Annotated in this window: 23 protein-coding genes; 4 read left to right on the top strand and 19 right to left on the bottom strand. The window is 69.3% G+C overall.

All coding sequences use genetic code 11. The annotated features are described in order from the left end of the window. Positions 1–41 precede the first annotated feature (41 nt). Positions 42–2,225 carry an RNA polymerase recycling motor ATPase HelR gene (helR, locus tag KBY32_RS29045; RefSeq protein WP_210982300.1) on the top strand — a complete coding sequence of 728 codons (2,184 nt, stop codon included), beginning with the start codon at positions 42–44 and terminating at the stop codon, positions 2,223–2,225. A 97-nt stretch (positions 2,226–2,322) separates the two neighbouring features. Here helR and KBY32_RS29050 read toward each other — a convergent pair whose 3' ends face one another. Further along, complete coding sequence (locus KBY32_RS29050) at positions 2,323–5,175, bottom strand: RNA helicase (RefSeq protein ID WP_210982192.1); 2,853 nt, start codon at positions 5,173–5,175, stop codon at positions 2,323–2,325. 166 nt (positions 5,176–5,341) lie between these two features. Between KBY32_RS29050 and KBY32_RS29055 the strand changes: the two genes are divergently transcribed. After that, positions 5,342–5,839 carry a hypothetical protein gene (locus KBY32_RS29055; protein WP_210982193.1) on the top strand — a complete coding sequence of 166 codons (498 nt, stop codon included), beginning with the start codon at positions 5,342–5,344 and terminating at the stop codon, positions 5,837–5,839. 95 nt (positions 5,840–5,934) lie between these two features. Here KBY32_RS29055 and tatC read toward each other — a convergent pair whose 3' ends face one another. The 10 genes from tatC to KBY32_RS29105 form a co-directional block, all read right to left on the bottom strand. Beyond that, positions 5,935–6,882, bottom strand: a complete 948-nt coding sequence (gene tatC, locus KBY32_RS29060) for a twin-arginine translocase subunit TatC (RefSeq protein WP_210982194.1) — start codon at positions 6,880–6,882, stop codon at positions 5,935–5,937. 47 nt (positions 6,883–6,929) lie between these two features. Then, the gene (tatA, locus tag KBY32_RS29065) at positions 6,930–7,220 is read right to left on the bottom strand and encodes a Sec-independent protein translocase subunit TatA (protein WP_055622887.1); all 291 of its coding nucleotides are present in this window, start codon (positions 7,218–7,220) and stop codon (positions 6,930–6,932) included. Between the two features lie 257 nt (positions 7,221–7,477). Further along, entirely contained in the window at positions 7,478–7,675 is a 198-nt protein-coding gene (locus KBY32_RS29070) for a hypothetical protein (protein WP_055622886.1), read from the bottom strand. A 20-nt stretch (positions 7,676–7,695) separates the two neighbouring features. Beyond that, a complete protein-coding gene (locus tag KBY32_RS29075; RefSeq protein WP_055622885.1) occupies positions 7,696–7,989 on the bottom strand; it encodes a hypothetical protein in 294 nt (97 codons plus the stop codon). A gap of 67 nt (positions 7,990–8,056) precedes the next feature. Further along, positions 8,057–9,073, bottom strand: coding sequence for a YafY family protein (locus KBY32_RS29080; RefSeq protein ID WP_115506338.1), 1,017 nt, complete (start codon positions 9,071–9,073; stop codon positions 8,057–8,059). Between the two features lie 19 nt (positions 9,074–9,092). Beyond that, on the bottom strand, positions 9,093–10,046 hold the full coding sequence (locus tag KBY32_RS29085) for a YafY family protein (protein ID WP_210982195.1): 954 nt from the start codon (positions 10,044–10,046) through the stop codon (positions 9,093–9,095). A gap of 155 nt (positions 10,047–10,201) precedes the next feature. Next, positions 10,202–10,573, bottom strand: a complete 372-nt coding sequence (locus KBY32_RS29090; protein WP_210982196.1) for an FKBP-type peptidyl-prolyl cis-trans isomerase — start codon at positions 10,571–10,573, stop codon at positions 10,202–10,204. A 63-nt stretch (positions 10,574–10,636) separates the two neighbouring features. Further along, a complete protein-coding gene (locus tag KBY32_RS29095) occupies positions 10,637–11,638 on the bottom strand; it encodes an FKBP-type peptidyl-prolyl cis-trans isomerase (RefSeq protein WP_210982197.1) in 1,002 nt (333 codons plus the stop codon). A 129-nt stretch (positions 11,639–11,767) separates the two neighbouring features. After that, complete coding sequence (gene pafA, locus KBY32_RS29100) at positions 11,768–13,129, bottom strand: Pup--protein ligase (protein WP_210982198.1); 1,362 nt, start codon at positions 13,127–13,129, stop codon at positions 11,768–11,770. Between the two features lie 9 nt (positions 13,130–13,138). Beyond that, positions 13,139–14,398: an MFS transporter gene (locus KBY32_RS29105; protein ID WP_210982199.1), complete on the bottom strand. Its 1,260-nt coding sequence runs from the start codon at positions 14,396–14,398 to the stop codon at positions 13,139–13,141. Between the two features lie 99 nt (positions 14,399–14,497). On the opposite strand from KBY32_RS29105, the gene KBY32_RS29110 reads away from it, so the two are divergent. Further along, a complete protein-coding gene (locus tag KBY32_RS29110) occupies positions 14,498–15,514 on the top strand; it encodes a LacI family DNA-binding transcriptional regulator (protein ID WP_210982200.1) in 1,017 nt (338 codons plus the stop codon). Between the two features lie 82 nt (positions 15,515–15,596). On the opposite strand, the gene prcA is transcribed toward KBY32_RS29110, so the two are convergent. The 6 genes from prcA to arc form a co-directional block, all read right to left on the bottom strand. After that, positions 15,597–16,361 carry a proteasome subunit alpha gene (prcA, locus tag KBY32_RS29115; protein ID WP_210982201.1) on the bottom strand — a complete coding sequence of 255 codons (765 nt, stop codon included), beginning with the start codon at positions 16,359–16,361 and terminating at the stop codon, positions 15,597–15,599. Between the two features lie 61 nt (positions 16,362–16,422). Next, positions 16,423–17,268 carry a proteasome subunit beta gene (gene prcB, locus KBY32_RS29120; protein ID WP_055622876.1) on the bottom strand — a complete coding sequence of 282 codons (846 nt, stop codon included), beginning with the start codon at positions 17,266–17,268 and terminating at the stop codon, positions 16,423–16,425. Then, positions 17,220–17,822: an endonuclease VII domain-containing protein gene (locus KBY32_RS29125; RefSeq protein WP_210982202.1), complete on the bottom strand. Its 603-nt coding sequence runs from the start codon at positions 17,820–17,822 to the stop codon at positions 17,220–17,222. Before KBY32_RS29125 ends, prcB begins: the two co-directional genes overlap by 49 nt. Positions 17,823–17,872: 50 nt before the next feature. Next, entirely contained in the window at positions 17,873–18,091 is a 219-nt protein-coding gene (locus tag KBY32_RS29130; RefSeq protein WP_055622958.1) for a ubiquitin-like protein Pup, read from the bottom strand. A gap of 199 nt (positions 18,092–18,290) precedes the next feature. After that, positions 18,291–19,802 carry a depupylase/deamidase Dop gene (gene dop / locus KBY32_RS29135; protein ID WP_079033705.1) on the bottom strand — a complete coding sequence of 504 codons (1,512 nt, stop codon included), beginning with the start codon at positions 19,800–19,802 and terminating at the stop codon, positions 18,291–18,293. A 242-nt stretch (positions 19,803–20,044) separates the two neighbouring features. Next, entirely contained in the window at positions 20,045–21,811 is a 1,767-nt protein-coding gene (arc, locus tag KBY32_RS29140) for a proteasome ATPase (RefSeq protein ID WP_055622874.1), read from the bottom strand. A gap of 245 nt (positions 21,812–22,056) precedes the next feature. On the opposite strand from arc, the gene KBY32_RS29145 reads away from it, so the two are divergent. Then, entirely contained in the window at positions 22,057–22,362 is a 306-nt protein-coding gene (locus KBY32_RS29145) for a ferredoxin (protein ID WP_055622873.1), read from the top strand. A 57-nt stretch (positions 22,363–22,419) separates the two neighbouring features. Here the strand turns inward: KBY32_RS29145 and KBY32_RS29150 are convergent, their stop codons facing one another. Both KBY32_RS29150 and KBY32_RS29155 read right to left on the bottom strand, forming a co-directional pair. Further along, positions 22,420–23,001 carry a hypothetical protein gene (locus tag KBY32_RS29150; protein ID WP_055622872.1) on the bottom strand — a complete coding sequence of 194 codons (582 nt, stop codon included), beginning with the start codon at positions 22,999–23,001 and terminating at the stop codon, positions 22,420–22,422. A 214-nt stretch (positions 23,002–23,215) separates the two neighbouring features. Beyond that, positions 23,216–24,118, bottom strand: coding sequence for a tRNA (adenine-N1)-methyltransferase (locus tag KBY32_RS29155; RefSeq protein ID WP_055622871.1), 903 nt, complete (start codon positions 24,116–24,118; stop codon positions 23,216–23,218). Positions 24,119–24,130: the final 12 nt, after the last annotated feature.

The following is a 24,130-nucleotide window of genomic DNA, read 5'->3' on the forward strand; positions in this document are numbered from 1 at the left end:
CTCTTTCCGGCGCCTCGGCGACCCAGATCGGAGCACCCGCTGTGCACCCCCTCCCCACGACCGCGTTCGCCCTGGACGACCGCCGGCGCGCCAAGGCCGACCCGGCCCTGATCGCCGCCGACGACGAGCACTTCGCCGCCATCGCACGCTGCCTGGAGGAGACCACGGACGACCTCACCGCCCGGCTCGCCGCCGAGCGCAGGGCGGAGGGCGGCCTCGGCCGGCAGGCCATGGACCGGGACGCGGAGATCCACCGCCTCACCAGCCGGCTGCGCACCCTGCGCCGCTTCGGCCTCGACCTGTGTCTGGGCCGGATGGTCTTCGCCGACGACCCGCGTCCCGTGTACGTCGGACGGCTCGGCCTCACCGACAGCACCGGCCGCCGGCTGCTGGTCGACTGGCGCTCCCCCGCCGCCGAGCCGTTCTTCGGCGCCACCCACGCCCGCCCGATGGGCCTCGCGAGCCGCCGCCGCTACCGGTGGACGGGAGGCCGGATCAGCGACTACTGGGACGAGGTGTTCACCCCGGACGGCCTGGAGGAGCACGCCGCGCTCGACGACCAGTCGGCGTTCGTCGCGAGCCTCGCCGGGAACCGCTCGGCCCGGATGCGGGACGTCCTCGGCACCATCCAGGCCGACCAGGACGCCATCATCCGCGCCGGCTCCCGCGGCGCGCTCGTCGTCGACGGCGGGCCGGGCACCGGCAAGACCGTGGTCGCCCTGCACCGCTCGGCCTACCTGCTGCACTCCGACCCGCGCCTCGGGCACCGCAGGGGCGGTGTGCTGTTCGTCGGCCCGCACCGGCCGTATCTGGCGTACGTCTCCGACGTGCTGCCCAGCCTCGGCGAGGAGGGCGTGCAGACCTGTGTGCTGCGGGACCTCGTGGCCGAGGGCGCGACGGCCGGTGTCGAGGCGGACCCGGAGGTGGCCCGGCTGAAGGCGTCGGCGGACCTGGTGCGGGCGATCGAGAAGGCCGTCCGCTTCTACGAGGAGCCGCCGGCCGAGGGCATGACGGTGACCACCCCCTGGTCCGCGATCCCGTTGAGCGCCACCGACTGGGCGGTCGCGTTCGACGCGGCGGAGCCCGGCACCCCGCACAACGAGGCCCGCGCCCAGGTCTGGGAGGAACTGCTCACCCTGCTGGTCGACCGGCACGAGGAGGACGCCTCCGGCGACGACGCGGAGATCCCCTCCCAGCTGCTGCGCCGGTCGCTGGACCGGCACCGGGAGCTGCGGGCGGCTTTCGACCGGGCGTGGCCGCTGCTCGAGGCGGCCGACCTGGTCGGCGACCTGTGGACGGTCCCGGCGTATCTGCGGCTGTGCGCCCCGTGGCTCACCCCGGACGAGGTACGGCTGCTGCAGCGTGGGCGGCCGGACGCCTGGACGGTGTCCGACCTGCCGCTGCTGGACGCGGCCCGGCAGCGGCTCGGCGACCCGGAGGCGGCCCGGCGCGCGCAGCGGCACGCTCGGACGCTGGCCGTGCAGCGGGAGCGGATGACGCAGGTCGTCGACAACCTGATCGCCGCCGTCGCGGACTCGGGCGCGGACGGTGACGACGGTGAGGGCCTGGTGCGGATGCTGCGCGGTGAGGACGCCCAGGTGAGCCTGGTCGACGACGCGGAGCTGACCGCGCCCGACCCGGATCTGCTGGCGGGTCCGTTCGCGCACATCGTCGTCGACGAGGCGCAGGAACTCACCGACGCCGAATGGCAGATGCTGCTGGGGCGGTGCCCGTCGCGGAGCTTCACCATCGTCGGTGACCGCGCCCAGGCCCGGCACGGCTTCACCGAGTCCTGGCGGGAGCGTCTGGAGCGGGTCGGGCTCGACCGGGTCGAGGAGGCGTCCCTGACCGTCAACTACCGCACCCCGCGGGAGATCATGGCGGAGGCGGAGCCGGTGATCCGGGCGGTGCTGCCGGACGCCAACGTGCCGACGTCGATCCGCAGCGGCGGCTTCCCCGTGGTGCACGGTTCGGTTTCGGAACTGGAGTCGGTCGTGGAGTCCTGGCTGGCCGCGCACGACGACGGGATCGCCTGTGTCATCGGCGCCCCCGCGTTCCCGTCGACGGACCGGGTGCGCTCCCTGCCGCCGGAGCTCACCAAGGGGCTGGAGTTCGACCTGGTGGTGCTGGTCCGCCCCGAGCGTTTCGGCGAGGGGGTCGAGGGCGCGGTGGACCACTACGTCTCGATGACCCGCGCCACCCGGCAGCTGGTCGTCCTGAGCTGAACGGCCGAGGGCCCGTGCCGGCCGGGGGTGTCCCCCGGTCCGGCACGGGCCCTCCGTGTCCGCTCAGCCCAACGCTCAGCCCACGCTCATCGCACGCTCATCCCACCGAGGAGTAGGCGACGACTCCGCGCAGGAGGCCCTCCACGGCCTTGCGCGCGTTCTTGGCGACGGTCGAGCCCTCGACGGGCGAGGCGGCCGCGATCTGCCCGAGCACGTCGATGACCTGCTTGCACCAGCGCACGAAGTCACCGGCCGGCATCTCGGCCTCCCGCAGCACCTCGTCCAGGCCCTTGCCGCTGGCCCACATGTAGGCGGCCCAGGCGAAGCCCAGGTCCGGCTCGCGCTGGCCGACGCCCTCGGTCTGGGTGATCCGGAAGTCCTCCTCCAGGGCGTCCAGCCGCCCCCAGATACGGACCATCTCGCCCAGCGCGGCCTTCGCCTTCCCGGACGGCAGCTTCGGGGCCATCGCGTCGTCGCCGACGCGTGCCTCGTAGACCAACGCCGAGACGCACGCGGCCAGTTCGGCCGGGTCCAGGCCCTCCCACACCCGCTCGCGCAGGCATTCGCTGGCCAGCAGGTCGAGTTCGCCGTACAGCCGGGCGAGCCGCCTGCCGTCGTCGGTGACCTCGTCGCCGCGCAGATAGTCCATCTCGGTGAGCAGGGCGACGATCCGGTCGAAGGTGCGCGCGATGGTGTTCGTGCGGCCCTCGATCCGGCGCTCCAGCTGCGAGGTGTCGCGCAGCAGCCGGTGATAGCGCTCGGCCCAGCGGGCGTGGTCCTCGCGGTCCTGGCAGCCGTGGCACGGGTGCGCGCGGATCGCCTTGCGCAGCCGGGCGATCTCCCGGTCGTCGGCGGCCTGCGAGCGCTGCTTGCGGTGGCGCTCCGGCGCGATGTGCCCGGCCTTGGTGCGCAGCGCGGAGGCCAGGTCCCGACGCGACTGCGGGGAGCGCGGGTTGAAGGACTTCGGGATGCGCATCCGCTCCAGCGCCTCCACCGGCACCGGGAAGTCGATCGACGCCAGCCGCTTGACCTGCCGTTCGGCGGTGAGGACGAGGGGGCGCGGGCCGTCATGGTGGTCGAAGCCGCGGTGGCCGTTGGACCGGCCGGCCGGCAGCCCCGGGTCCAGTACGAGGGCGAGGCCCGCGTACTTGCCCGTCGGCACGTGGATGACATCGCCCGGCTTGAGCCGCTCCAGCGCCACCGCGGACTCCGCGCGGCGCTGCGCCGCGCCCTGCCGCGCCAACTCGGTCTCGCGGTCCTTGAGTTCGCGGCGCAGCCGCGCGTACTCCTCGAAGTCGCCGAGGTGGCAGGTCATGGACTCCTTGTAGCCGGAGAGCCCTTCCTCGTTGCGCTGCACCTGACGGGAGATGCCGACGACCGACTTGTCGGCCTGGAACTGCGCGAACGACGTCTCCAGCAGCTCGCGCGAGCGGTGCCGGCCGAACTGCTCGACCAGGTTGACCGCCATGTTGTACGACGGCTTGAAGCTGGAGCGCAGCGGATAGGTGCGGGTGCCGGCGAGACCCGCGAGGTGCTCGGGGCTCATACCGCGCTGCCACAGCACCACGGCGTGGCCCTCGACATCGATGCCGCGGCGGCCGGCCCGGCCGGTGAGCTGGGTGTACTCGCCGGGCGTGATGTCGGCGTGCTGCTCGCCGTTCCACTTGACGAGCTTCTCCAGGACCACCGAGCGGGCGGGCATGTTGATGCCGAGGGCGAGGGTCTCGGTGGCGAAGACGGCCTTGACGAGGCCGCGGACGAACAACTCCTCGACGATCTCCTTGAACGTCGGGAGCATCCCGGCGTGGTGGGCGGCTATGCCGCGCTCCAGGCCCTCCAGCCACTCGTAGTACCCGAGGACGTGCAGGTCCTCGGTGGGGATGGCGGCGGTGCGCTCCTCGACCAGGGCACGCACCCGCTCCCGGGCCTCCTCGTCGTTGAGCCGCAGCCCCGCGTACAGGCACTGCTGGACGGCGGCCTCGCAGGCGGCGCGGCTGAAGATGAACGTGATGGCGGGCAGCAGGCCCTCGGCGTCGAGCCGCTCGATGACCTCGGGGCGGCCCGGAGTCCACACGCGGGAACGCTGGCGGCGCTCACGCTCCCGGTCGGCCTCCCGCATGGCACGGCCGCGTCTGCGGTCCTGGTAGGAGGGCCGGCTGGCCTCCATGCGCGCCAGCCGGGTCAGGTCGGGGTTGACCGCCTTGCGGTTGCCCTCGCCCTCCTCGAACAGGTCGTACATCCGGCGTCCGGCGAGCACGTGCTGGAACAGCGGCACGGGCCGGTGCTCGGAGACGATCACCTCGGTGTCTCCCCGGACGGTGTCCAGCCAGTCGCCGAACTCCTCGGCGTTGGACACGGTCGCCGACAGCGAGACCAGGGTGACCGACTCGGGGAGGTGGATGATCACTTCCTCCCAGACGGCGCCGCGGAAGCGGTCGGAGAGGTAGTGCACCTCGTCCATCACCACGTAGCCGAGGCCGAGGAGGGTATGCGATCCGGCGTACAGCATGTTCCGCAGCACTTCGGTCGTCATCACGACGACCGGGGCGTCGGAGTTGATGCTGTTGTCACCGGTGAGCAGGCCCACCTTGTCGTCGCCGTAGCGGCGGCACAGATCGGCGTACTTCTGGTTGGACAGCGCCTTGATGGGCGTGGTGTAGAAGCACTTCTTGCCCTGCATGAGGGCGAGGTGGACGGCGAACTCGCCGACGATCGTCTTGCCCGAGCCGGTAGGCGCGGCCACCAGGACGCCCTTGCCCGCCTCGAGCGCCTGGCACGCCTCGATCTGGAAGGGGTCGAGGCCGAAGTCGTACATCTCGCGGAAGGAGGCGAGCGCGGTGGCCTGCTCGACAGCGCGCCTGCGTGCTGCCGCGTACCGCTCGGCCGGTGAGAGATCCTCTGTCATCGTACTTTCGAGCGTACCGGGCGCCACTGACAACAGGACGATCATTATCCGGATCAGGTCGGACCGTACGCTGCCGGACTGGTCACCCTTGCCGGGAAAACCCTTTCCCTCACCCCCGCCCTCCTGGACTCGGAGTCCGTGGGAAGATCGCAACTCCGTCGGCCATGGTCATGAGCATGGTCGGCGTTGTCCTGCAGAAACGAGGGGAATCATGAAGCTCAAGATCACGCGCCTGACCAGCGCCGCGATAGCCGTGGGTGTGACCGCCCTGGGAACCGTCGTGATGACGCCCGGGTACGCCATGGCCGCAGCTGCCACCCAATGCAGCGGCACCCAGCACAAGGAGTTCGACACGATCGGCTCCAACCTCGACGTGTACATCACCCTCTGCGTCCACCGCAGCGGCGACGGCTACTACAACGCGTATGCCGATGTCACCTGGAAGGACGGCGGTGGCGGCGTGAGCGCCGGGATGGAGGACCTCGAACTGAACCTCCGCCTGGAGCGGAACGACGCGGACTACAAGAACCAGAACTTCGGCCTGAAGGCGGTCAACGGCAGTTCGTCGGGCGCTGTACGGGCCACAGGTGCCAATTTCCGGAGCAGCACGACCGGGGGATGGACTGCTGACGGGCACGTCAAATGGGACATCCAGAACGACGGCGCCGGCGGCGGAACCTGGTCCCTCGGTGGTTCTCCCAGCATCTGACGTCTGAAGCTGGGGGTCAGGTCAGGAGCGGCTCATCGCTTGTCGATGAGCCGCTCCTTCCGTTTCCGCAGGTCGTGCACTGCCGCAAGCGTGCCTCAGGTGACGTCGTCGTAGCCGTTGACGCGCTCGGTGGTGGCCTGCTCGGGCAGGGCGCGGCTCGGCGCGACGGGCTCCACCGCGCCGATGCTCTCCGGGGTCAGATCGAGGTCGGAGGCCTCGTCGTCGCCGGGGCCCTCCGCCTCACGGCGAGCGCGGCGCTTGTCGTTGAGGAGCGCGATGGCCGTCGCGGCGAAGTACAGGATCCAGATCGGGCCCGCGAGCGCCAGCATGGAGATCGGGTCCGTGCTGGGCGTGGCGATCGCCGCGAAGAGCGTGATGCCCAGAATCATGCCGCGCCACCAGCCGGCCATCTTCTTGCCGGACAGCACGCCACCGAAGTTCAGCATCACCAGCAGCAGCGGCAGTTCGAACGAGAGGCCGAAGACGACGGTCATCCGCATGATCAGCTGCAGCAGGTCGTCGAGGGGGAGCTGATTGTCGCTGCCGATGATCGAGAACTCGAGCATCACCGACGCCATCTTGGGCAGCGACCAGTACGCGAAGTAGGCGCCCGCGAGGAACAGGGGGAAGCCCGCCCCCACGAAGGCGAGACTGTACTTCTTCTCGTGCCGGTGCAGGCCGGGCGCGATGAATCCCCAGAGCTGGTAGAGCCACACGGGAGCGGCCAGCACCACACCCGACGACAGGGAGACCGTCAGGGCCAGCGTGAACGGACTCAGCAGGCCGTTCTGCACGATGCGTGCGCACTGGGTCTCATTGGGGTTCTTGGCCAGTTCGGCGAAGCTGTAGTCGCATCCCACCGCCTGGAGGATGGGATCCGTGAAGAACTGGATGGTGTCCTTGTAGAAAAAGGCTGCCACCACCGTCGTGACAAGGATCGCCAACAGACTCTTGACGAGCCGGTTGCGGAGCTCGCGGAGGTGCTCCGCCAGAGGCATCCGCCCCTCGGGATCTCTCTCCTGCTTGCGGGCAGACTTCAGCAACCCACGTTCCCATCTCGTGCGTCGGGCCGGAGGTCACCGGCCCTGCGTCAGCGCTTCGTGGTGTCCGTCGGCTCGTTGACCGGGCGCGAGCTGTTCACGTCGCCGGGGGAAGCCTGGATGACGCGCTGAGCGGGGGGCTGCTGGTCGCCGGTGGTGTTGGCCGGCGGGTCGGCCGGGGCGGCGGACTTGTCCTCGTCCTTCATCGCCTTCGCCTCGCTCTTGAGGATGCGGGCCGACTTGCCGAGGGAGCGGGCCATGTCCGGGAGCTTCTTGGCACCGAACAGCAGGATGATGACGACGAGGATCAGGATGATCTCGGTGGGGCCGAGCCTACCCATAGCTGTATACCTTCTTCACCGAGGCGACATGGTCCGAATACCCGGCCGATCGGACATACATCCGACCACCGTGCTGCCAGCGATCGTAACGCTCGGGGGTGAACGCAGGACAATCCCTGTGCACACTCCCAGTTGCGTGCCCGCGCCTCGCTCCCGGGCCGCAATTGAGCAGCGTACCCGCCACCCACAGCGCGTCGACGGGGCGAAGCGGTGCAAAACACCCCCGCTCGGGGACTCACACCGATTCCTTGGGCGCCCTACAGGGAGTCCGCGGCGGCCCGGGCCGCACCGACCGAGGCCCGCTCCAGGTCCTCCGCCGCCCTGTTGATCCGCCGTGCCGACTCCGTCACCTGCCGGCCGAGGCGCTGCGCCTCGACGAACACCCGTACGGCCAGCACACCGAGGACGGCGAGACCCACGAAACCCACACCTACCGCGAACATCGGCCAGAACATGAGCCGAGCCTAGACCGTTCCTAGACGGTGGAGTGCAGCCGGAGGGTGCTGACGCCGCCGCCGGTCAGCAGCTCGACGACGCGCTCCCCCGCCGGCTTGCGGACCCCGGCCCCGCAGGCGGGGCAGGTGAACGAGTAGAACGTCGTCCGGCTGCTCGCGCCGATGACGAGTCTGAGGGCCTGCGCGGCGAGTTCGAACCGGCCCCGGCAGTCCGGGCAGCCCGCCCGGAACATCACCGGTGTCACGCTTCTCATCCCGGCGAAGGCGGATGCCACCGTCACCGCCCGTACCCCGGACGTCGCCGACTCGCTCACAGTCCCGCTCCCGCCTGTCGCCCTGCTGCCGAACCGCCGGCCCGGCCGCCGCCGGACCGCCTCGTCCTCACTGCCCGTCGTGCGCCGCGTGCGCCACCCCGGCGTCCCGTATCTCCATCCCGTCGTACGCCGCCAGCGCCTCACGGGCCGCCTGCCGGGCACTGTCGGCCAGCTCCGGCGGCGACACGATCCGGCCGTCCCGGCCGAGCCGCAGCGCCAGCCGCCGCAGCGACGCCGGATCGGGGGTGCGCAAGGTGATACGCAGCCCGCCGTCGGGAAGCTCGTCGGCGCTGTCGTGCGGGTAGTACTCGGCGACCCAGCGTCCGCCGGGGCCGACCTCGACCACGACCTCCGGGTCCTCGGCCGCCGGCTGCACCAGCCCCTCGGACAGATCCCGCAGCTCCACCTCGGGCGGCGCGGACGGCTCGTCCAGGATCTTGATCTCGGCGACCCGGTCCAGCCGGAACGTGCGCCGCGCCTCGGAGCGCCGGCACCACGCCTCCACATAGGTGTGGCCGACGCTGACCAGCCGGATCGGATCGATCTCCCGCTCGGTCACCTCGTCCCGGGCCGGCGAGTAGTAGCGGATCCACAGCCGGCGCCGCTCGGAGATCGCCCGGTCGACGTCGGCGAAGACGCCGCCCTCGGACTCGAACGTCACCGACAGCCGGGCGCTGGACACGGCCGCCTCACCGGCCGCCGTCTCCACCTTCGCGGTGGCCCGCAGCAGCGCCTGCCGGTCGCTCTCCCGCAGCCCCGGCAGTGTGGCCACCGCGCGCGCCGCCACCAGCAGCGCGGTCGCCTCGTCGGCGGCCAGCCGCAGCGGCTCGGCGACGTCGTCCGGATTGTGCCACCAGATCCGCTCGCCGTCGGTGTCGATGTCGAGCAGATCACCGCCGCGGAAACTCGTGCCGCACATCGGCAGCACGTCGAGGTCGGAGACCAGCTCGTCCTCGGAGATGCCGAAGGCACGGGCGACGTCCTCGACGCGCGCGCCGGGACGCTCCCGCAGATAGGTCACCAGGGAGAGCATCCGCCGGGTCTGGTCGATGGCGCTCGTGGGCCTGACCGGTTTGCCTGCCACTGTCTTGCTCCGCTCCCCCTCAGCCCTTGGCCACGGCACGCAGCCGGTCCACCACGTCGGCCCGCAGCTCGGCGGGCTCCAGGACCACCACGTCGGGCCCGAACTCCACCAGCCAGGCGTCCAGCCCGTGGCCGTACGGAATCTCCAACTCGTCCCAGCCGTCCCCGAGTTCCCGGACCCGGGTGGCCTTCGCCCGAAGGGGGTAACCGGCGTCCGTGCGCAGCCGGATCAGGGCGGACCGGTCGGCGATCTCCCCCGCCCAGCTCGCCACGGTCTCCCGGACGGTCACGACGTCCGGCACCTCGGCGGTGAAACCCCCGGCACGGCTGCGCACCTTGCCGGTGATCCGGGACAGCCGGAACACCCGCTCGGCGCCCCGGTCGCGGTCCCAGCCCGCCAGATACCAGTGGCCGCGCCAGCACTCCAGCGCCCACGGCTCCACATGCCGCGGCTCGGGGCGCGCGGCGTTGGCCTTGCGATAGTCGAACATGACCGGCCGGCGGTCCCGGCAGGCCAGCATCAGCGGCTCGAACGCCGCCTCGTGCACCGGAATACGGGGCTCCAGCGCGCTGTGCGCCCCGTACGGGTCGACGTCCTCCGGCAGCCCGGCCGCACGAAGCTTCTGCAGGGCGCCGCTGGCCGCGCCCGCGAGCCGGGCCTGCTGCCACACCTTCGCGGCCAGCCCGAGCGCGGCGGCCTCCTCGGCGTCCAGGGTGATCGGCGGCAGCCTGTTGCTGTCGCGGGCGGCGAGATAGCCGACCTCGCCGTCCAGGTTCTCCACCGTCTCGATGACCAGGCCGAGCTCGCGCAGATCGTCCTTGTCGCGCTCGAACATCCGGTTGAAGGAGTCGTCGGAGCCCGCTTCCAGGTAGGCCTCGATGGACTCACGCAGCTCGCGCTTGCTCAACGGCCGCCGCGTCCCGAGCAGACACAGCGCCAGATTCATGAGCCGCTCGGCCTTGGCAATGGCCATCGACGCCCTTCGCCTTCCCTATGGTGCTTACGACCGATGACCGTACCGCCCCGCGGGGGCGCGGCAAAAGCCGAGGGCCCATGCCCGGACAGGCATGGACCCAGGTGGTCGGCTCCGGTCGCGCATCGATCACTGGTGGCGACCGGACACGACGCTCAGACGCCGAGCAGGTCGACGACGAAGATCAGCGTCTCGCCGGGCTTGATCGCCGGGGTGGGGCTCTGGTTGCCGTAGGCCAGGTGCGCCGGGATCGTCAGCTGACGGCGACCGCCGACCTTCATGCCCTGCACGCCCCGGTCCCAGCCCTTGATGACGCGGCCGCCACCCAGCGGGAAGCGGAACGGCGTACCGCGGTTCCAGCTGGCGTCGAACTCCTCACCCGTGCTGAAGGCCACACCCACGTAGTGCACGGTGACGGTCTGACCCGCCTCCGCGACCGGGCCGTCGCCCTCCCAGATGTCCTTGATCTCGAGGTCCGCCGGGGGCTCGCCGCCCGGGAAGTCGATCTCGGGCTTGTCGATGCTCACGTCTTACGCTCCATGCTTTCGTGAAAAGACAACGCGGTCAGTCTTTCATCACCCGGGGTGCGGTCACATCTTGGCGAGGATGTCCACGCTGAACACGAGCGTGGCGTTCTTCGCGATGCCGCTGCCCTGCGGCGGCTGGTCGCCGTACCCCAGCTCCGGCGGGATGACGATGAGCACACGACTGCCGACCTTCTTGCCGGTCAGCCCCTGCGACCAGCCCTTGACGACCTGCGCCAGCGGGAACGACACCAGCTGCTTGGCTGCGTACGACGAGTCGAACTCCTTGCCGGTGTCCCACTGCACGCCCTTGTACTGCACCAGGACGGTGTTCTCCGCGGCGACCTCGTCGCCGTCGCCCTCCAGGATGTAGTTCGCCACCAGCTTCTTCGGCGGGTCCGTCTTCGGGACCTCGATGGAGGGCGCCTTGCCGTCGGTGTTGGTACCGACCTTCGGCAGGTCCGCGTCGTCCTGGGCGACCTTCGTGCCCTTCGCCGAGCTCGACGCGTTGAAGGAGTCCTCGATGTCGACGACGAACACCAGGGTGTCGGTGCCCTTGATGCCCGCCTGCTCGTTGCCCTCCTTGCCGTAACCCCACGTCGGCGGGACGGCCATCTCGACCCGGCTGCCGACCTTCTTGCCGGTCAGCCCGTACCGCCAGCCGTCGATGATGCGGCCCTGCGACAGCTGGATCAGCAGCGGCGTCTTACGGTCGTAGGAGTTGTCGAAGACCTTGCCGGTCGCCCAGATCTGGCCCAGGTAGTTCGCCTGCAGGTAGTCGTTCTCCGCGACCGTCTTGCCGTTGCCCGCGATGACCGTGCGGACCGCCAGGTCCTTCGACGGCTCCCCCTCGCCCTTGGCGACCGTCGGCTTCTCACCGAACTTCGTCCCCGCCGTGATCGCCGGCAGCGGACCGTCCACGATCTTCGGCGACGGCGCGGCCGACTGCTGCGGCGCCGACGGCGACACGCTCTCGCTCGCCTCGCCCCCCGAGTCCTTGTCGTCACCGCAAGCGGCGAGCGTGACCATTCCTGCAGGTAGGGCGATGAGAAGTGAGCGTCGGCGCACGGTGGGGGCCTCGTAATCAGTCGATCTTGCGGACAGGCGTGCGCGCAACTCTACGGCGTGAGAAGGGCGCCGTACGGGAGAACGTACGGCGCCCGTGTTGCGTTCCGGCACTTACGCCGGACCCGCGTCTCACATCCCGGCGATCAGCTTCTCCACCCGGTCGTCCACCGAACGGAACGGGTCCTTGCACAACACCGTGCGCTGCGCCTGGTCGTTCAGCTTCAGATGCACCCAGTCCACCGTGAAGTCCCGGCGCTGCTCCTGCGCCCGGCGGATGAAGTCGCCGCGCAACCGGGCCCGAGTGGTCTGCGGGGGCACCGACTTGCCCTCGAAGATCTTCAAGTCGTTGCAGATCCGGGTGGCTTGCCCCTTCTTCTCCAGCAGGTAGTACAACCCGCGGCGCCGGTGGATGTCGTGATACGCGAGGTCTATCTGCGCGACCCGCGGATGCGACATCGTCATGTTGTGCTTGGCCCGGTACCGCTCGATGAGCTTGTACTTCATGACCCAGTCGATCTCCGTGCCGATACGGTCGAGATCCTCCGTCTCGATCGCCTCCAGCGTCCGGCCCCACAGCTCCAGGACCTGCTCGACCGTGCCCGTACGGATACCGCGGCGCTCACAGAAGTCCACGGCCTTCTCGTAGTACTCGCGCTGCACCTCCAGCGCGGAGGCCTCCCGGCCACTGGCCAGACGCACCTTGCGCCGGCCCGTGATGTCATGACTGACCTCACGGATCGCCCGGATCGGGTTCTCCAGGGTCAGATCCCGCATCACCGTGCCCGCCTCGATCATGCGCAGCACCAGATCGGTCGCGCCGACCTTCAGCAGCATCGTCGTCTCGGACATGTTCGAGTCGCCCACGATGACATGCAGACGCCGGTAGCGCTCCGCGTCCGCGTGCGGCTCGTCCCGCGTGTTGATGATCGGCCGGGAACGCGTCGTCGCCGACGAGACGCCCTCCCAGATGTGCTCCGCCCGCTGACTCACGCAGTACACCGCACCGCGCGGCGTCTGCAGCACCTTCCCGGCACCGCACAACAGCTGCCGGGTCACCAGGAACGGGATGAGGATGTCCGCGAGCCGGGAGAACTCGCCATGGCGTGCCACCAGATAGTTCTCATGGCAGCCGTAGGAGTTTCCGGCCGAGTCCGTGTTGTTCTTGAAGAGGTAGACGTCGCCTGCGATGCCCTCCTCGTGCAGGCGTCGTTCCGCGTCTACCAGGAGTCCTTCCAGAATGCGCTCGCCGGCCTTGTCGTGGGTGACCAGCTCGGTCACGTTGTCACATTCGGGTGTCGCGTATTCCGGATGTGAGCCCACGTCGAGATAGAGGCGGGCGCCGTTTCGCAGAAAGACATTGCTGCTGCGGCCCCATGACACGACACGGCGGAAGAGGTACCGCGCCACCTCGTCGGGAGACAGGCGGCGCTGTCCCCTGAACGTACACGTGACGCCGTACTCGTTCTCCAGCCCGAAAATGCGGCGGTCCATGACTGAACATTACGCCCGATCCCCTGAGCTGAAACGGGGTTCGACAGCACGGTTCGGATCATTTTCCGATGAAGCCGCAACGACCGCACCCCGTCCGGGAGCTGCGAGGACCCGCCCCGTCGCCACCAGAACCAGCAACGACACCGCCCCCGCCGCACCCGGCACCGCGAACCCCCACAGCGCCCCGCCCGCCTCCACCACCGGCCCGGCCACACCCGTCCCCACCGACGCACCCACCGTGAACGTCGTCACCAGCCACGAGAACGCCTCCGTCACCGTCCCCCGCGGAGCGTGCCGGTCCACCAGCACGAACGCACACGCGATCGACGGCGCCAGGAACACCCCCGCCAGCACCGCCAGCCCCGTCATCGCCACCACACCCGGCATCAGCATCAGCGGCAGATAACACACCGCCAGGAACGCCACCAGCGTCCGCAACCGCCGCGCCGGCTCACCACCCCACTGCCGCGCCCCGTACACCACACCACCCAGCAGAGCACCCAGCCCCAGACCGGCCATCAGCCAGCCGTACACCACATCCCCACCGTGATCGTCCGCGTACGACACCGCCGCCACCGCGATCGACCCCATCGCCATCCCCACGAACAGGAACGCGCCCAGCAGCGCCAGCAGCCCCGAGGACCGCAACGCCCCCAGCCAGTGCGCCTCCCGCGGCTCCGAACGCCACGCCCGCGACGGCGGCGACACCACCACCGACAGCGCCCCCAGCACCCCGATCACATTCAGCAGCACCAGCGCCACCTGCGCCGACCACAACGACGCGCCCAGCGTCAGCAGCAGCGGGCCCAGCGTGAACATCACCTCCTGCGCCACCGCGTCCATCGCGTACGCCGTGTGCACCTGCCCCTCCCGCGGCAGCACCGACGCCCACAACGCCCGCAGACCGCCCTCCAGCGGCGGCGTGAACACGCCGGCCGCCGCCACCGCGGCATACGCCAGACCCAGCGCGTCGATACCGACGAACGCGAACACCGCCGTCGCCGCCGCCGACGCGACCGCCGCCGGCAACTGCACCCGCGGCTGTCCGAACAGGTCCACCAGACGCCCCAGCACCGGCTGCCCCACCGCGTTCGCGACCCCGTACACCGCCGCCAGACCACCGGCCAGGCTGTACGAGCCGCCCTCCGCGCGCACGAACAGCACGATCGCCAGCGCCGCCACCGCGTTCGGCAACCGCCCCACCAGCGTGCCCACCAGCAACCGGGCGGCATGCCTCGCCCGCAGGACCTCCAGGTATGCCCCGGTCATCGGCCGCGCCGCCCTCCACCAGAGAAGTTTTACGTATAACGTCCTTCGTCATACGTACCATGTGCGCTGATCCCCGTCCAGACGAAGGAGCAGGCCACCGTGGCAACAGGCAGCACCCGCCCCACCAGCCGGGACGTCGCCCAGGCCGCAGGAGTCTCCCAGGCCGCCGTCTCACTCGTCCTCGGCGACAAATGGCGCGGCCGCGTCTCCGCCACCACCGCCGAACGCGTCCGCGAAGCCGCCCGCCGCCTCGGCTACCGGCCCAACCTCGCCGCCCGCAACCTCCGCCTCGGCCACACCCGCACCGTACTCCTCGTCGTTCCCGCCCTCACCACCGAATTCTTCGCCGGCGTCTACACCGGAGCCGCCCGCATCGCCGCACAACACGGCTTCGGCGTCGTCCTCTACCCCTCCCCCGAAGGCATCGGCCCCGCCCGCGACCCCTTCGCCTCCGCCCAGGCCGCCCTCGACGGCGTCATCGCCTCCTCCATGGCCGCCGACGCCCTCACCGGCATCCGAGGCGACCAGCTCCCCCTCGTCATGCTCGACAGCGACCCCGCCGGCAGCCTCGGCGCCGCCACCGTCAACCTCGACATCGCCGACGGTGTCCGCCAGATCACCGACCACCTCCTCGACCTCGGCCACCGCCACTTCCTGCACCTCGCCGCCGACATCCCCTCCTGGACCTTCGACGTCCGCGCCCGCGAACTCACCACCCGCCTCACCGCCGCACCCGGCACCACCCTGCGCACCGCCCGCGCCCCCATCGCCATCGACGAGGCCCGCACCGCCACCGCCGACGCCCTCGCCACCCACCACCCCCACCCCACCGCGATCATCTGCGACGACGACAAACTCGCCGCCGGCGCCTACAAGGCCATCCGCCGCCTCGGCCTCCGCGTCCCCGACGACATCTCCGTCACCGGCCTCGACGACCTCGCCCTCGCCACCGCCATCGACCCCGAACTCACCACCGTCCGCCTCGACGCCGAACTCTTCGGCGAACGCGGCATGCAAGCCCTCCTCGCCGTCCTGGAAGGCCGCACACCGGAAGAAGGAGACATCCCCGTCCAGCTCGTCGTCCGCGGCTCCACGGCACCCCCCAGAGCCTCCTGACCGGCCCCCTGCTGCTTCCTGGAACGCCGAAGCCCCGGCCGCACAGGCGACCGGGGCACAAGCAGGGTGTGTAGAGGGCTGACTACTTCTCCGAACCGCTGGACGGGCCCTCCGCCTCGTCCGAACTCTCCGCCTCCGTCGCCGCGCCACCCGCCTCCAGCAGACGATCCAGCTGACGGCCCACGATCCGCTTGAACTTCCGCGACTGCGGACGCGTACGGTCCAGCACCGCCACCTCCAGCCGCTCCGCCGGAATCTCCCGCTGCGAACCGTTCGACTCCCGCGACAACGCCTGCACGGCCAGCTGCAACGCCTCCGCCAGACTCATCCCGTCCTGATGCCGCTGATCCAGATAGCTGCTGATCAACTCCGCATTACCACCGACCGCGACCGAACCGTGCTCATCCACGATCGAACCGTCATGCGGCAACCGATAGATCTGATCACCCTCCGGAGTCTCACCGACCTCCGCGACGACCAGCTCCACCTCGTACGGCTTCTCCGCCGCCGACGAGAAGATCGTGCCCAGCGTCTGCGCGTACACGTTCGCCAGACCCCGCGCCGTCACATCGTCACGGTCATAGGTGTAACCCCGCAGATCGGCATACCGCACCCCACCGATCCGCAGATTCTCGTACTCGTTGTACTTACCGGCGGCCGCGAAACCGATCCGGTCATAGATCTCACTGAACTTGTGCAGCGCACGGGACGGGTTCTCACCGACGAACACAATGCCATCGGCATACTGCAGCACGACCAGGCTGCGACCACGCGCGATGCCCTTCCGGGCATACTCCGCCCGGTCCGCCATCGCCTGCTGGGGTGACACATAGAACGGCGTCGACACCGGTTATCCGTCCCTTTCTGTCGAAGTCACACGATCACCTGGAAACAACCGGACCACACCGCTACAGCAGCGAAGCCCGCGGACCGTCGGGCTGCTCCAGACGCCGCTCCAGAATGGAACGCGCGATCTCGGAGGACTCCTCGTCGCCGAGCCGACGGAAACCATCCTCGGTGATCACCGTGACGATCGGATAGATCCGGCGCGCGACATCCGGACCACCCGTCGCCGAGTCGTCGTCCGCCGCGTCGTACAAGGCCTGCACCACCAGCGTCGTGGCCTCGGCCTCACTCAGATCCTCACGGAACAGCTTCTTCATCGCGCCGCGCGCGAAGATCGAACCCGAACCCGTCGCCGCGTAACCGTGCTCCTCCGAACGCCCGCCCGTGACGTCGTAGGAGAAGATCCGCCCCCGCTCACGGTCCACGTCGTACCCCGCGAACAGCGGCACCACCGCCAGACCCTGCATCGCCATGCCCAGGTTCGAACGGATCATCGTCGACAGCCGGTTCGCCTTGCCCTCCAGCGACAGCTGCGCGCCCTCGACCTTCTCGAAGTGCTCCAGCTCCAGCTGGAACAGCTTCACCATCTCCACGGCCAGACCCGCCGTGCCGGCGATCCCCACCGCCGAGTACTCGTCGGCCGGGAACACCTTCTCGATGTCCCGCTGCGCGATGACATTGCCCATCGTGGCCCGCCGGTCACCGGCGAGGACCACACCGCCCGGGAAGGTCACGGCGACGATCGTGGTGCCGTGCGGCGCCTCGATCACGCCCTGCGTGGGCGGCAGTTGACGCTTGCCGGGCAGCATCTCCGGCTGGTGCTCGGCGAGAAAGTCCATGAACGAGGACGACCCAGGCGTCAGGAAGGCAGCTGGTAGACGCCCGGTGCTACGAGTGTTGGCTTCCACGCGATTCCTTCCACGTAAGCAGCAGCCCGCCTTATGACGTCGGGCCGATCCTTGAACTGCCCCAGCGCGGCATTGCAGCTGAAGCACAGTACGCCACGGACCCTACCCGTCTCATGGCAGTGATCCACATGCTCGGGCAAAGCCGCCAAACATATGCAGCAGACGCCCCCTTGCGAGGCGACCAACCCCTGGCGATCGGCCTCCGTGATGCCATACGCGCGCTTCAGGTGACCCTGCCGGCCCTGGACGGCTTTGCATGCCTTGCATCGTGTCGCCAGGCCGTCGGAGGCCGTGGCGTTGCGGTGCCACTCACTGTGCGGCTTGACCTCTCCGCACTGCCTGCACAACTTGTGTCCGGCAGGAACGGCCACCTTCTCCCGGACGGACTTGCCGATGGCCGCCCGGCGGCGCCGGTAGTGCGCGGCACTGTACTCCGCCACGCACTCCCGGCAGCGCACCTGGAGGCCGTCCCGCCGGTTCCTGTCCCGCGCGAAGGACGCGAGGGGCAGATCTCGCTCGCAGCCCCTGCATCTCTTGACGTCCGGCCCAGTCACCCGACTCCCCCGCTTTCCTTCACTTCGAAGGAAAATCGACCTAGGACCCTTTACTCCCCGCCTTTTTGCACGAAGGAGCGCACGAAATCCTCGGCATTTTCCTCGAGTACGTCGTCGATTTCGTCCAGTACCGAGTCGACGTCGTCGCTCAGCTTTTCCTGGCGCTCCTTGAGGTCTTCCGAGGCCTGCGCCTCGGCGCTCTGCTCCTCGACCTCCTCGGTGGAGCGCGTGGCCTTCTGCTGCCCGCCGCCGGTGTCCTTGGTTGCCATATCCCTCACCCCGCTCAGTTCGCCCGACATGGTCGACAGGTCGGCTTTCCTGCCGATCGGTGATGATCAGACCCTACAAGCCGGGTCCGACATCGGCCCCGCAGTTTCTCCAACGTACGGGGGCCATCTCGATGATTCCCGGCCGCCGGGTTTTCCACCCTGCCGGGCCGGTGCTCGGCCGGCCCGGTCCGGGTACCCCTCAGTTGCCCGACAGGACCCTGACCAGGTCTTCCGCGGTGCGGCAGCGGTCCAGGAGCTCCTTGACGTGATTTCGCGTTCCGCGAAGTGGTTCGAGGGTTGGGACGCGCTGGAGGGAGTCGCGTCCGGGGAGGTCGAAGATGACCGAGTCCCAGGAGGCCGCGGCGACGTCGTCGGCGTACTGCTCGAGGCAGCGGCCGCGGAAGTAGGCGCGGGTGTCCTCGGGGGGCGTGGTCTTGGCCCGCTGGACGGTGTCCTCGTCCAGGAGGCGCTTGATGCGCCCTCGCTCGGCGAGGCGGTTGTAGAGGCCCTTGTCGGGCCGTACGTCGGCGTACTGGAGGTCGAGGAGGTGGAGCTTGGCGGCGTCCCAGTCGAGGCCGTCGCGGCGCCGGTAGCCCTCCATGAGTTCGCGTTTGGCGATCCAGTCGAGTTCGCCGGAGAGGCTCATGGGGTCGTTCTCGAGCCGGTTGAGGGTGTCCTCCCAGCGGGTGAGGACGTCCTTGGTCTGGTCGTCGGCGTCGGCTCCGTAGCGTTCCTCGATGTACTTGCGGGACAGTTCGTAGTACTCCATCTGGAGCTGTACGGCGGTGAGTGTGCGGCCGCTGCGGAGCGTGATGAGGCGCTTGAGCGTGGGGTCGTGGGAGACCTGGTGGAGGGTGCGGACGGGCTGGTCGACGGCGAGGTCGACGGCGATGAAGCCGTCCTCGATCATGGACAGGACCAGGGCGGTCGTGCCGAGTTTGAGGTAGGTGGAGATCTCGGAGAGGTTGGCGTCGCCGATGATCACGTGGAGGCGGCGGTATTTCTCGGCGTCGGCGTGGGGCTCGTCGCGGGTGTTGATGATGGGCCGTTTGAGTGTCGTCTCGAGGCCGACCTCGACTTCGAAGTAGTCGGCGCGCTGGCTGATCTGGAAGCCGTGTTCGTGGCCGTCCTGGCCGATGCCGACGCGTCCGGCGCCGGTGACGACCTGGCGGGAGACGAAGAAGGGCGTGAGGTGGCGCACGATGTCCGAGAAGGGGGTTTCCCGCTTCATCAGGTAGTTCTCGTGTGTGCCGTAGGAGGCGCCCTTGTTGTCGGTGTTGTTCTTGTAGAGGTGGATGGGCTGGGCGCCGGGGAGCTGGGCGGCTCGTTCGGCGGCTTCGGCCATGATCCGTTCGCCGGCCTTGTCCCAGAGGACGGCGTCGCGGGGGTTGGTGACCTCGGGGGCGCTGTATTCGGGGTGTGCGTGGTCGACGTAGAGCCGTGCGCCGTTGGTGAGGATGACGTTGGCGAGGCCGATGTCCTCGTCGGTGAGCTGGGTGGAGTCGGCGGCCTCGCGGGCGAGGTCGAAGCCTCGCGCGTCGCGCAGGGGGTTCTCCTCCTCGAAGTCCCAGCGGGCCCGGCGGGCCCGGTGCATCGCCGCGGCGTAGGCGTTGACGATCTGGGATGAGGTGAGCATGGCATTGGCGTTGGGGTGGCCGGGGACGGAGATTCCGTACTCGGTCTCGATGCCCATTACTCGCCGTACGGTCATGCGGCCCTCCTTGCCCGGCGGCGCCCTCGGTCGTGGGCGCCGCGCAGATACCGCTGGCGCTCGGTGGCGTGTGCGGTGCCCGTCCCCGCACTGCGCGACTGCGCGGTATGGAAGAGCCTAGAACGCCTTTGCGCTGGTGGGGAGATCATTTGCGTCATTGCGTTGGTCGCCTTCGGTCCGGCGTGGCCGGAAAAACAGTCGGCTGCGGGTTCCCGGTGGGGAGCCCGCAGCCGCCCTGTCTTTTACAGGTACTGACCGGTGTTCGCCACGGTGTCGATGGAGCGTCCGGTGTCGGCGCCCTGCTTTCCGGTGATGAGGGTGCGGATGTAGACGATCCGCTCGCCCTTCTTTCCGGAGATCCGGGCCCAGTCGTCCGGGTTGGTGGTGTTGGGCAGGTCCTCGTTCTCCTTGAACTCGTCCACGCAGGCCTGGAGGAGGTGGGAGACGCGGAGGCCCTTCTGGCTGTGCTCGAGGAAGTCCTTGATCGCCATCTTCTTGGCGCGGCCCACGATGTTCTCGATCATGGCGCCGGAGTTGAAGTCCTTGAAGTAGAGGACTTCCTTGTCGCCGTTGGCGTAGGTGACTTCCAGGAAGCGGTTCTCCTCGGATTCGGCGTACATGTGTTCCACGGCGGTCTGGATCATGCTCTGGACCGTCATGGACTTGTCGCCGCCGTGCTCTCCGAGGTCTTCGGAGTGGAGCGGGAGGCGTTCGGTGAGGTACTTGCCGAAGATGTCCTTGGCGGCCTCGGCGTCGGGACGCTCGATCTTGATCTTCACGTCGAGCCGGCCGGGGCGCAGGATGGCGGGGTCGATCATGTCCTCGCGGTTGGAGGCGCCGATGACGACCACGTTCTGCAGGCCTTCGACGCCGTCGATCTCGGCGAGGAGCTGCGGGACGATGGTGTTCTCCACGTCCGAGCTGACGCCGGAGCCGCGGGTGCGGAAGAGGGATTCCATCTCGTCGAAGAAGACGATGACGGGTGTGCCCTCGGAGGCCTTCTCGCGGGCGCGCTGGAAGACGAGGCGGATCTGCCGTTCGGTCTCGCCGACGTATTTGTTGAGGAGCTCGGGTCCCTTGATGTTGAGGAAGAAGCTCTTGCCGGCGGCCTGGCCGGTGACTTCGGCGACCTTCTTGGCCAGCGAGTTGGCGACGGCCTTGGCGATGAGTGTCTTTCCGCATCCGGGGGGTCCGTAGAGCAGGACGCCCTTGGGCGGGCGCAGTTCGTGCTCCTTGAACAGGTCCGGGTAGAGGTAGGGCAGTTCCACGGCGTCGCGGATGGCCTCGATCTGGCCGCCGAGGCCGCCGATCTGTTCGTAGCCGATGTCGGGGACTTCTTCGAGGACGAGTTCTTCGACCTCGCTCTTGGGGACGATCTCGTAGACGTAGCCGGATCGGGGTTCGAGCAGGAGGGCGTCGCCGGGGCGGATGGTGATGCCGCGCAGGGGTTCGGCGAGGCGTACGACCCGTTCTTCGTCGGTGTGCCCGAGGACGAGTGCGCGTTCGCCGTCCTCGAGGATCTCCTTGAGGGTGACGATGTCGCCGACGCTCTCGAACTCCATGGCCTCGACCACGTTGAGGGCTTCGTTGAGCATGACTTCCTGGCCGCGCCGGAGGTCGTCGAGTTCGACGCTCGGGCTGACGTTCACGCGGAGTTTGCGGCCTCCGGTGAAGATGTCGGCGGTGCCGTCCTCGTTGGCCTGCAGGAAGACTCCGAAGCCGGCCGGTGGCTGGGCGAGCCGGTCGACTTCTTCCTTGAGGGCCACGATCTGGTCGCGGGCCTCACGGAGCGTGTTGGCGAGTCGCTCGTTCTGGGCGGATACGCCGGCCAGGTTGGTCTGCAGCTCGACGATCCGCTCTTCGAGAATCCTCGTGTGCCGCGGAGAGTCGGCGAGCTTGCGTCGCAGGACGGCGATCTCCTGCTCAAGATAGGCGATCTGCCCGGCCGGGTCGTCGGACCCTCGTCCCGGGCGGATGCCGCGGTTCATGTCGTCGTCGTGGGCTGCCACGGTCCTCACCTCCTCCAAAGGGAGCTGGACGCTTCCAGACCCTACCTGGGTGGGTGTCGATTGAAACCCCTAGATCACAAAGACGGTCGGGGTGTGTCCGATCTTCACCCTTGCGCTCTCCCTCACGCCAGGGGAATACCCACCGGACATGAATGGAACCCAGGCGGGGGTAGTGTCGAGGTGTTCAACACCCGTCGGAGCTGGCCGGATTCCCGTGCGGCTGGGCGGGGGAAGCGGTGGGAGAGATGAGCGTGGAGCAGGCGGCCTCGGTCGAGGGTGAGGCGCTGGAGGTCTGGATCGATCAGGCGTTGTGCACGGGTGACGGTATTTGTGCCCAGTATGCGCCTGAGGTGTTCGAGCTGGACATCGATGGTCTGGCCTATGTGAAGGGCGCCGACGAGGAGCTGTTGCAGGCGGAGGGGGCGACAACGCCCGTGCCGCTGCCGCTTCTCACGGATGTGGTGGATTCGGCGCGGGAGTGTCCGGGCGAGTGCATCCATGTACGTCGGGTTCTGGACAAGGTCGAGGTGTTCGGTCCGGACGCCGAGTGACCTTGCGGGTACGGCTCGTTACGGCTGTCTGATTTCTCACACGGTGCGTCATGGATGTCAGACGCTGTGTGCTCCGGCGGGTGTCGAGCGCAGGAACGAGCCGTTCTTCCACTGCCATTTCGCGCTGTCGTTGACGTCGGGGCAGCAGCGGGGCACGTCGGGTGACGAGTAGCCGAAGAGGTGGGCGGTGACGGCTCCGTCGCGGATCGCGATGTCACGGACGGTGACGCTGTCCTTGGGGTCGATCAGGGTGGCGACGATGCGGGGCGCGGTTTTGCCCGTCGCGTTGGTGAGGACGTAGACGCCGTCGGGCGGGGTGCCCATGGGTGAGTCGCAGTGGACGACGGCGACGGTCTCGGGGCGGTGGTCGCCGTCGAGGTCGCCGGTGGCCTTCTTGACGACGATGGCCTTGACGGGTCCGCAGGTCAGCGGGAAGTCGGCTTTGGCGGGGTCGGGGGGCGCGGCGGTGGCGGCGGGGGCGTTCTTGGCGTCGGTGCCGGTCGGCTGGGCCGCTGTCGCCGAGTTGGACTGGAGGACGCTGGAGAGCGCCACGACGCCGGCGAGGGCTGTGGCGGTGGCGACCCAGTGGATGGGCCGGGTGTGGGTGTGTGCCAGTTCCGGGACGGCGGGTTGCTGCACGAGGAGCGTCTCCTGTGAGGGCTGTGCCGGTGGGGGTGGCCAGCATCGTGCCACACGTCACAGTGCGGGGGAACGGCGGGGTGGGTACTTGGTCCGGTTCTCCTGGGAGGGCCGGGGGCGGGTCCGGTGAACGGAACGACGCCGGGGTGGAGTTCCCTGTCGGTTTCGGGAACTCCACCCCGGCGTCTTCGCGTTGTCGGTGTGCGGGCCGGGGTCAGCGGCCGGCGCCTCGGTCGGCGTTGGGGCCTTCGTAGTCCTCGCCGTAGGCGCCCTTGGCGGGGCGGCGGCGGCGCATGGGCGGCTCGACGCCGTCGGCGAGCCGACGGGCGGTGAGCAGGAAGCCGGTGTGGCCGATCATGCGGTGGTCGGGGCGGACGGCGAGGCCCTCGATGTGCCAGTTGCGGATCATCGTCTCCCAGGCGGTCGGCTCGTTGAAGCAGCCGATCTCGCGGATGGACTCGACGGTCCGGGCGAGCTGGGTGGTGGTGGCGACGTAGCAGCAGACGATGCCGCCGGGGACGAGGGCCTTGGAGACGGCCTCGAGGCATTCCCAGGGGGCGAGCATGTCGAGGATGACGCGGTCGACGTCGGTGTCGCTGAGGTTGTCCTGGAGGTCGCCGACGGTGAGCTGCCAGGCGGGGTGGGGGCCGCCGAAGTAGCGTTCGACGTTCTGCCGGGCGATGTCGGCGAAGTCCTCGCGGCGCTCGTAGGAGTGCAGCATTCCGTGGTCGCCGATGGCGCGCAGGAGGAAGCTGCTGAGCGAGCCGGAGCCGACGCCGGCTTCGACGACGCGGGCGCCGGGGAAGATGTCGGCGAAGGCGAGGATCTGCCCCGCGTCCTTGGGGTAGACGACGGCCGCCCCGCGGGGCATGGACAGGACGTAGTCGGGGAGCAGGGGGCGCAGCGCGAGGTAGGCGACGTTACCGGTGGTGCGGACAACGCTGCCCTCGGGAGCGCCGATCAGCTCGTCGTGGGGGAAGGAACCCTTGTGGGTGTGGAAGTTCTTTCCCTCTTCGAGCGTGAACGTGTAGTGGCGGCCCTTGGGGTCGGTCAGCTGAACCTGGTCCCCGACCTTGAAGGGCCCGCGCCTGCGGGCGGCACCGGTCGGTTCGGACATGTGAACAGCCTA

It is taken from the genome of Streptomyces sp. RK62 (genome assembly GCF_018070255.1).
Taxonomy (GTDB): domain Bacteria; phylum Actinomycetota; class Actinomycetes; order Streptomycetales; family Streptomycetaceae; genus Streptomyces; species Streptomyces nigra.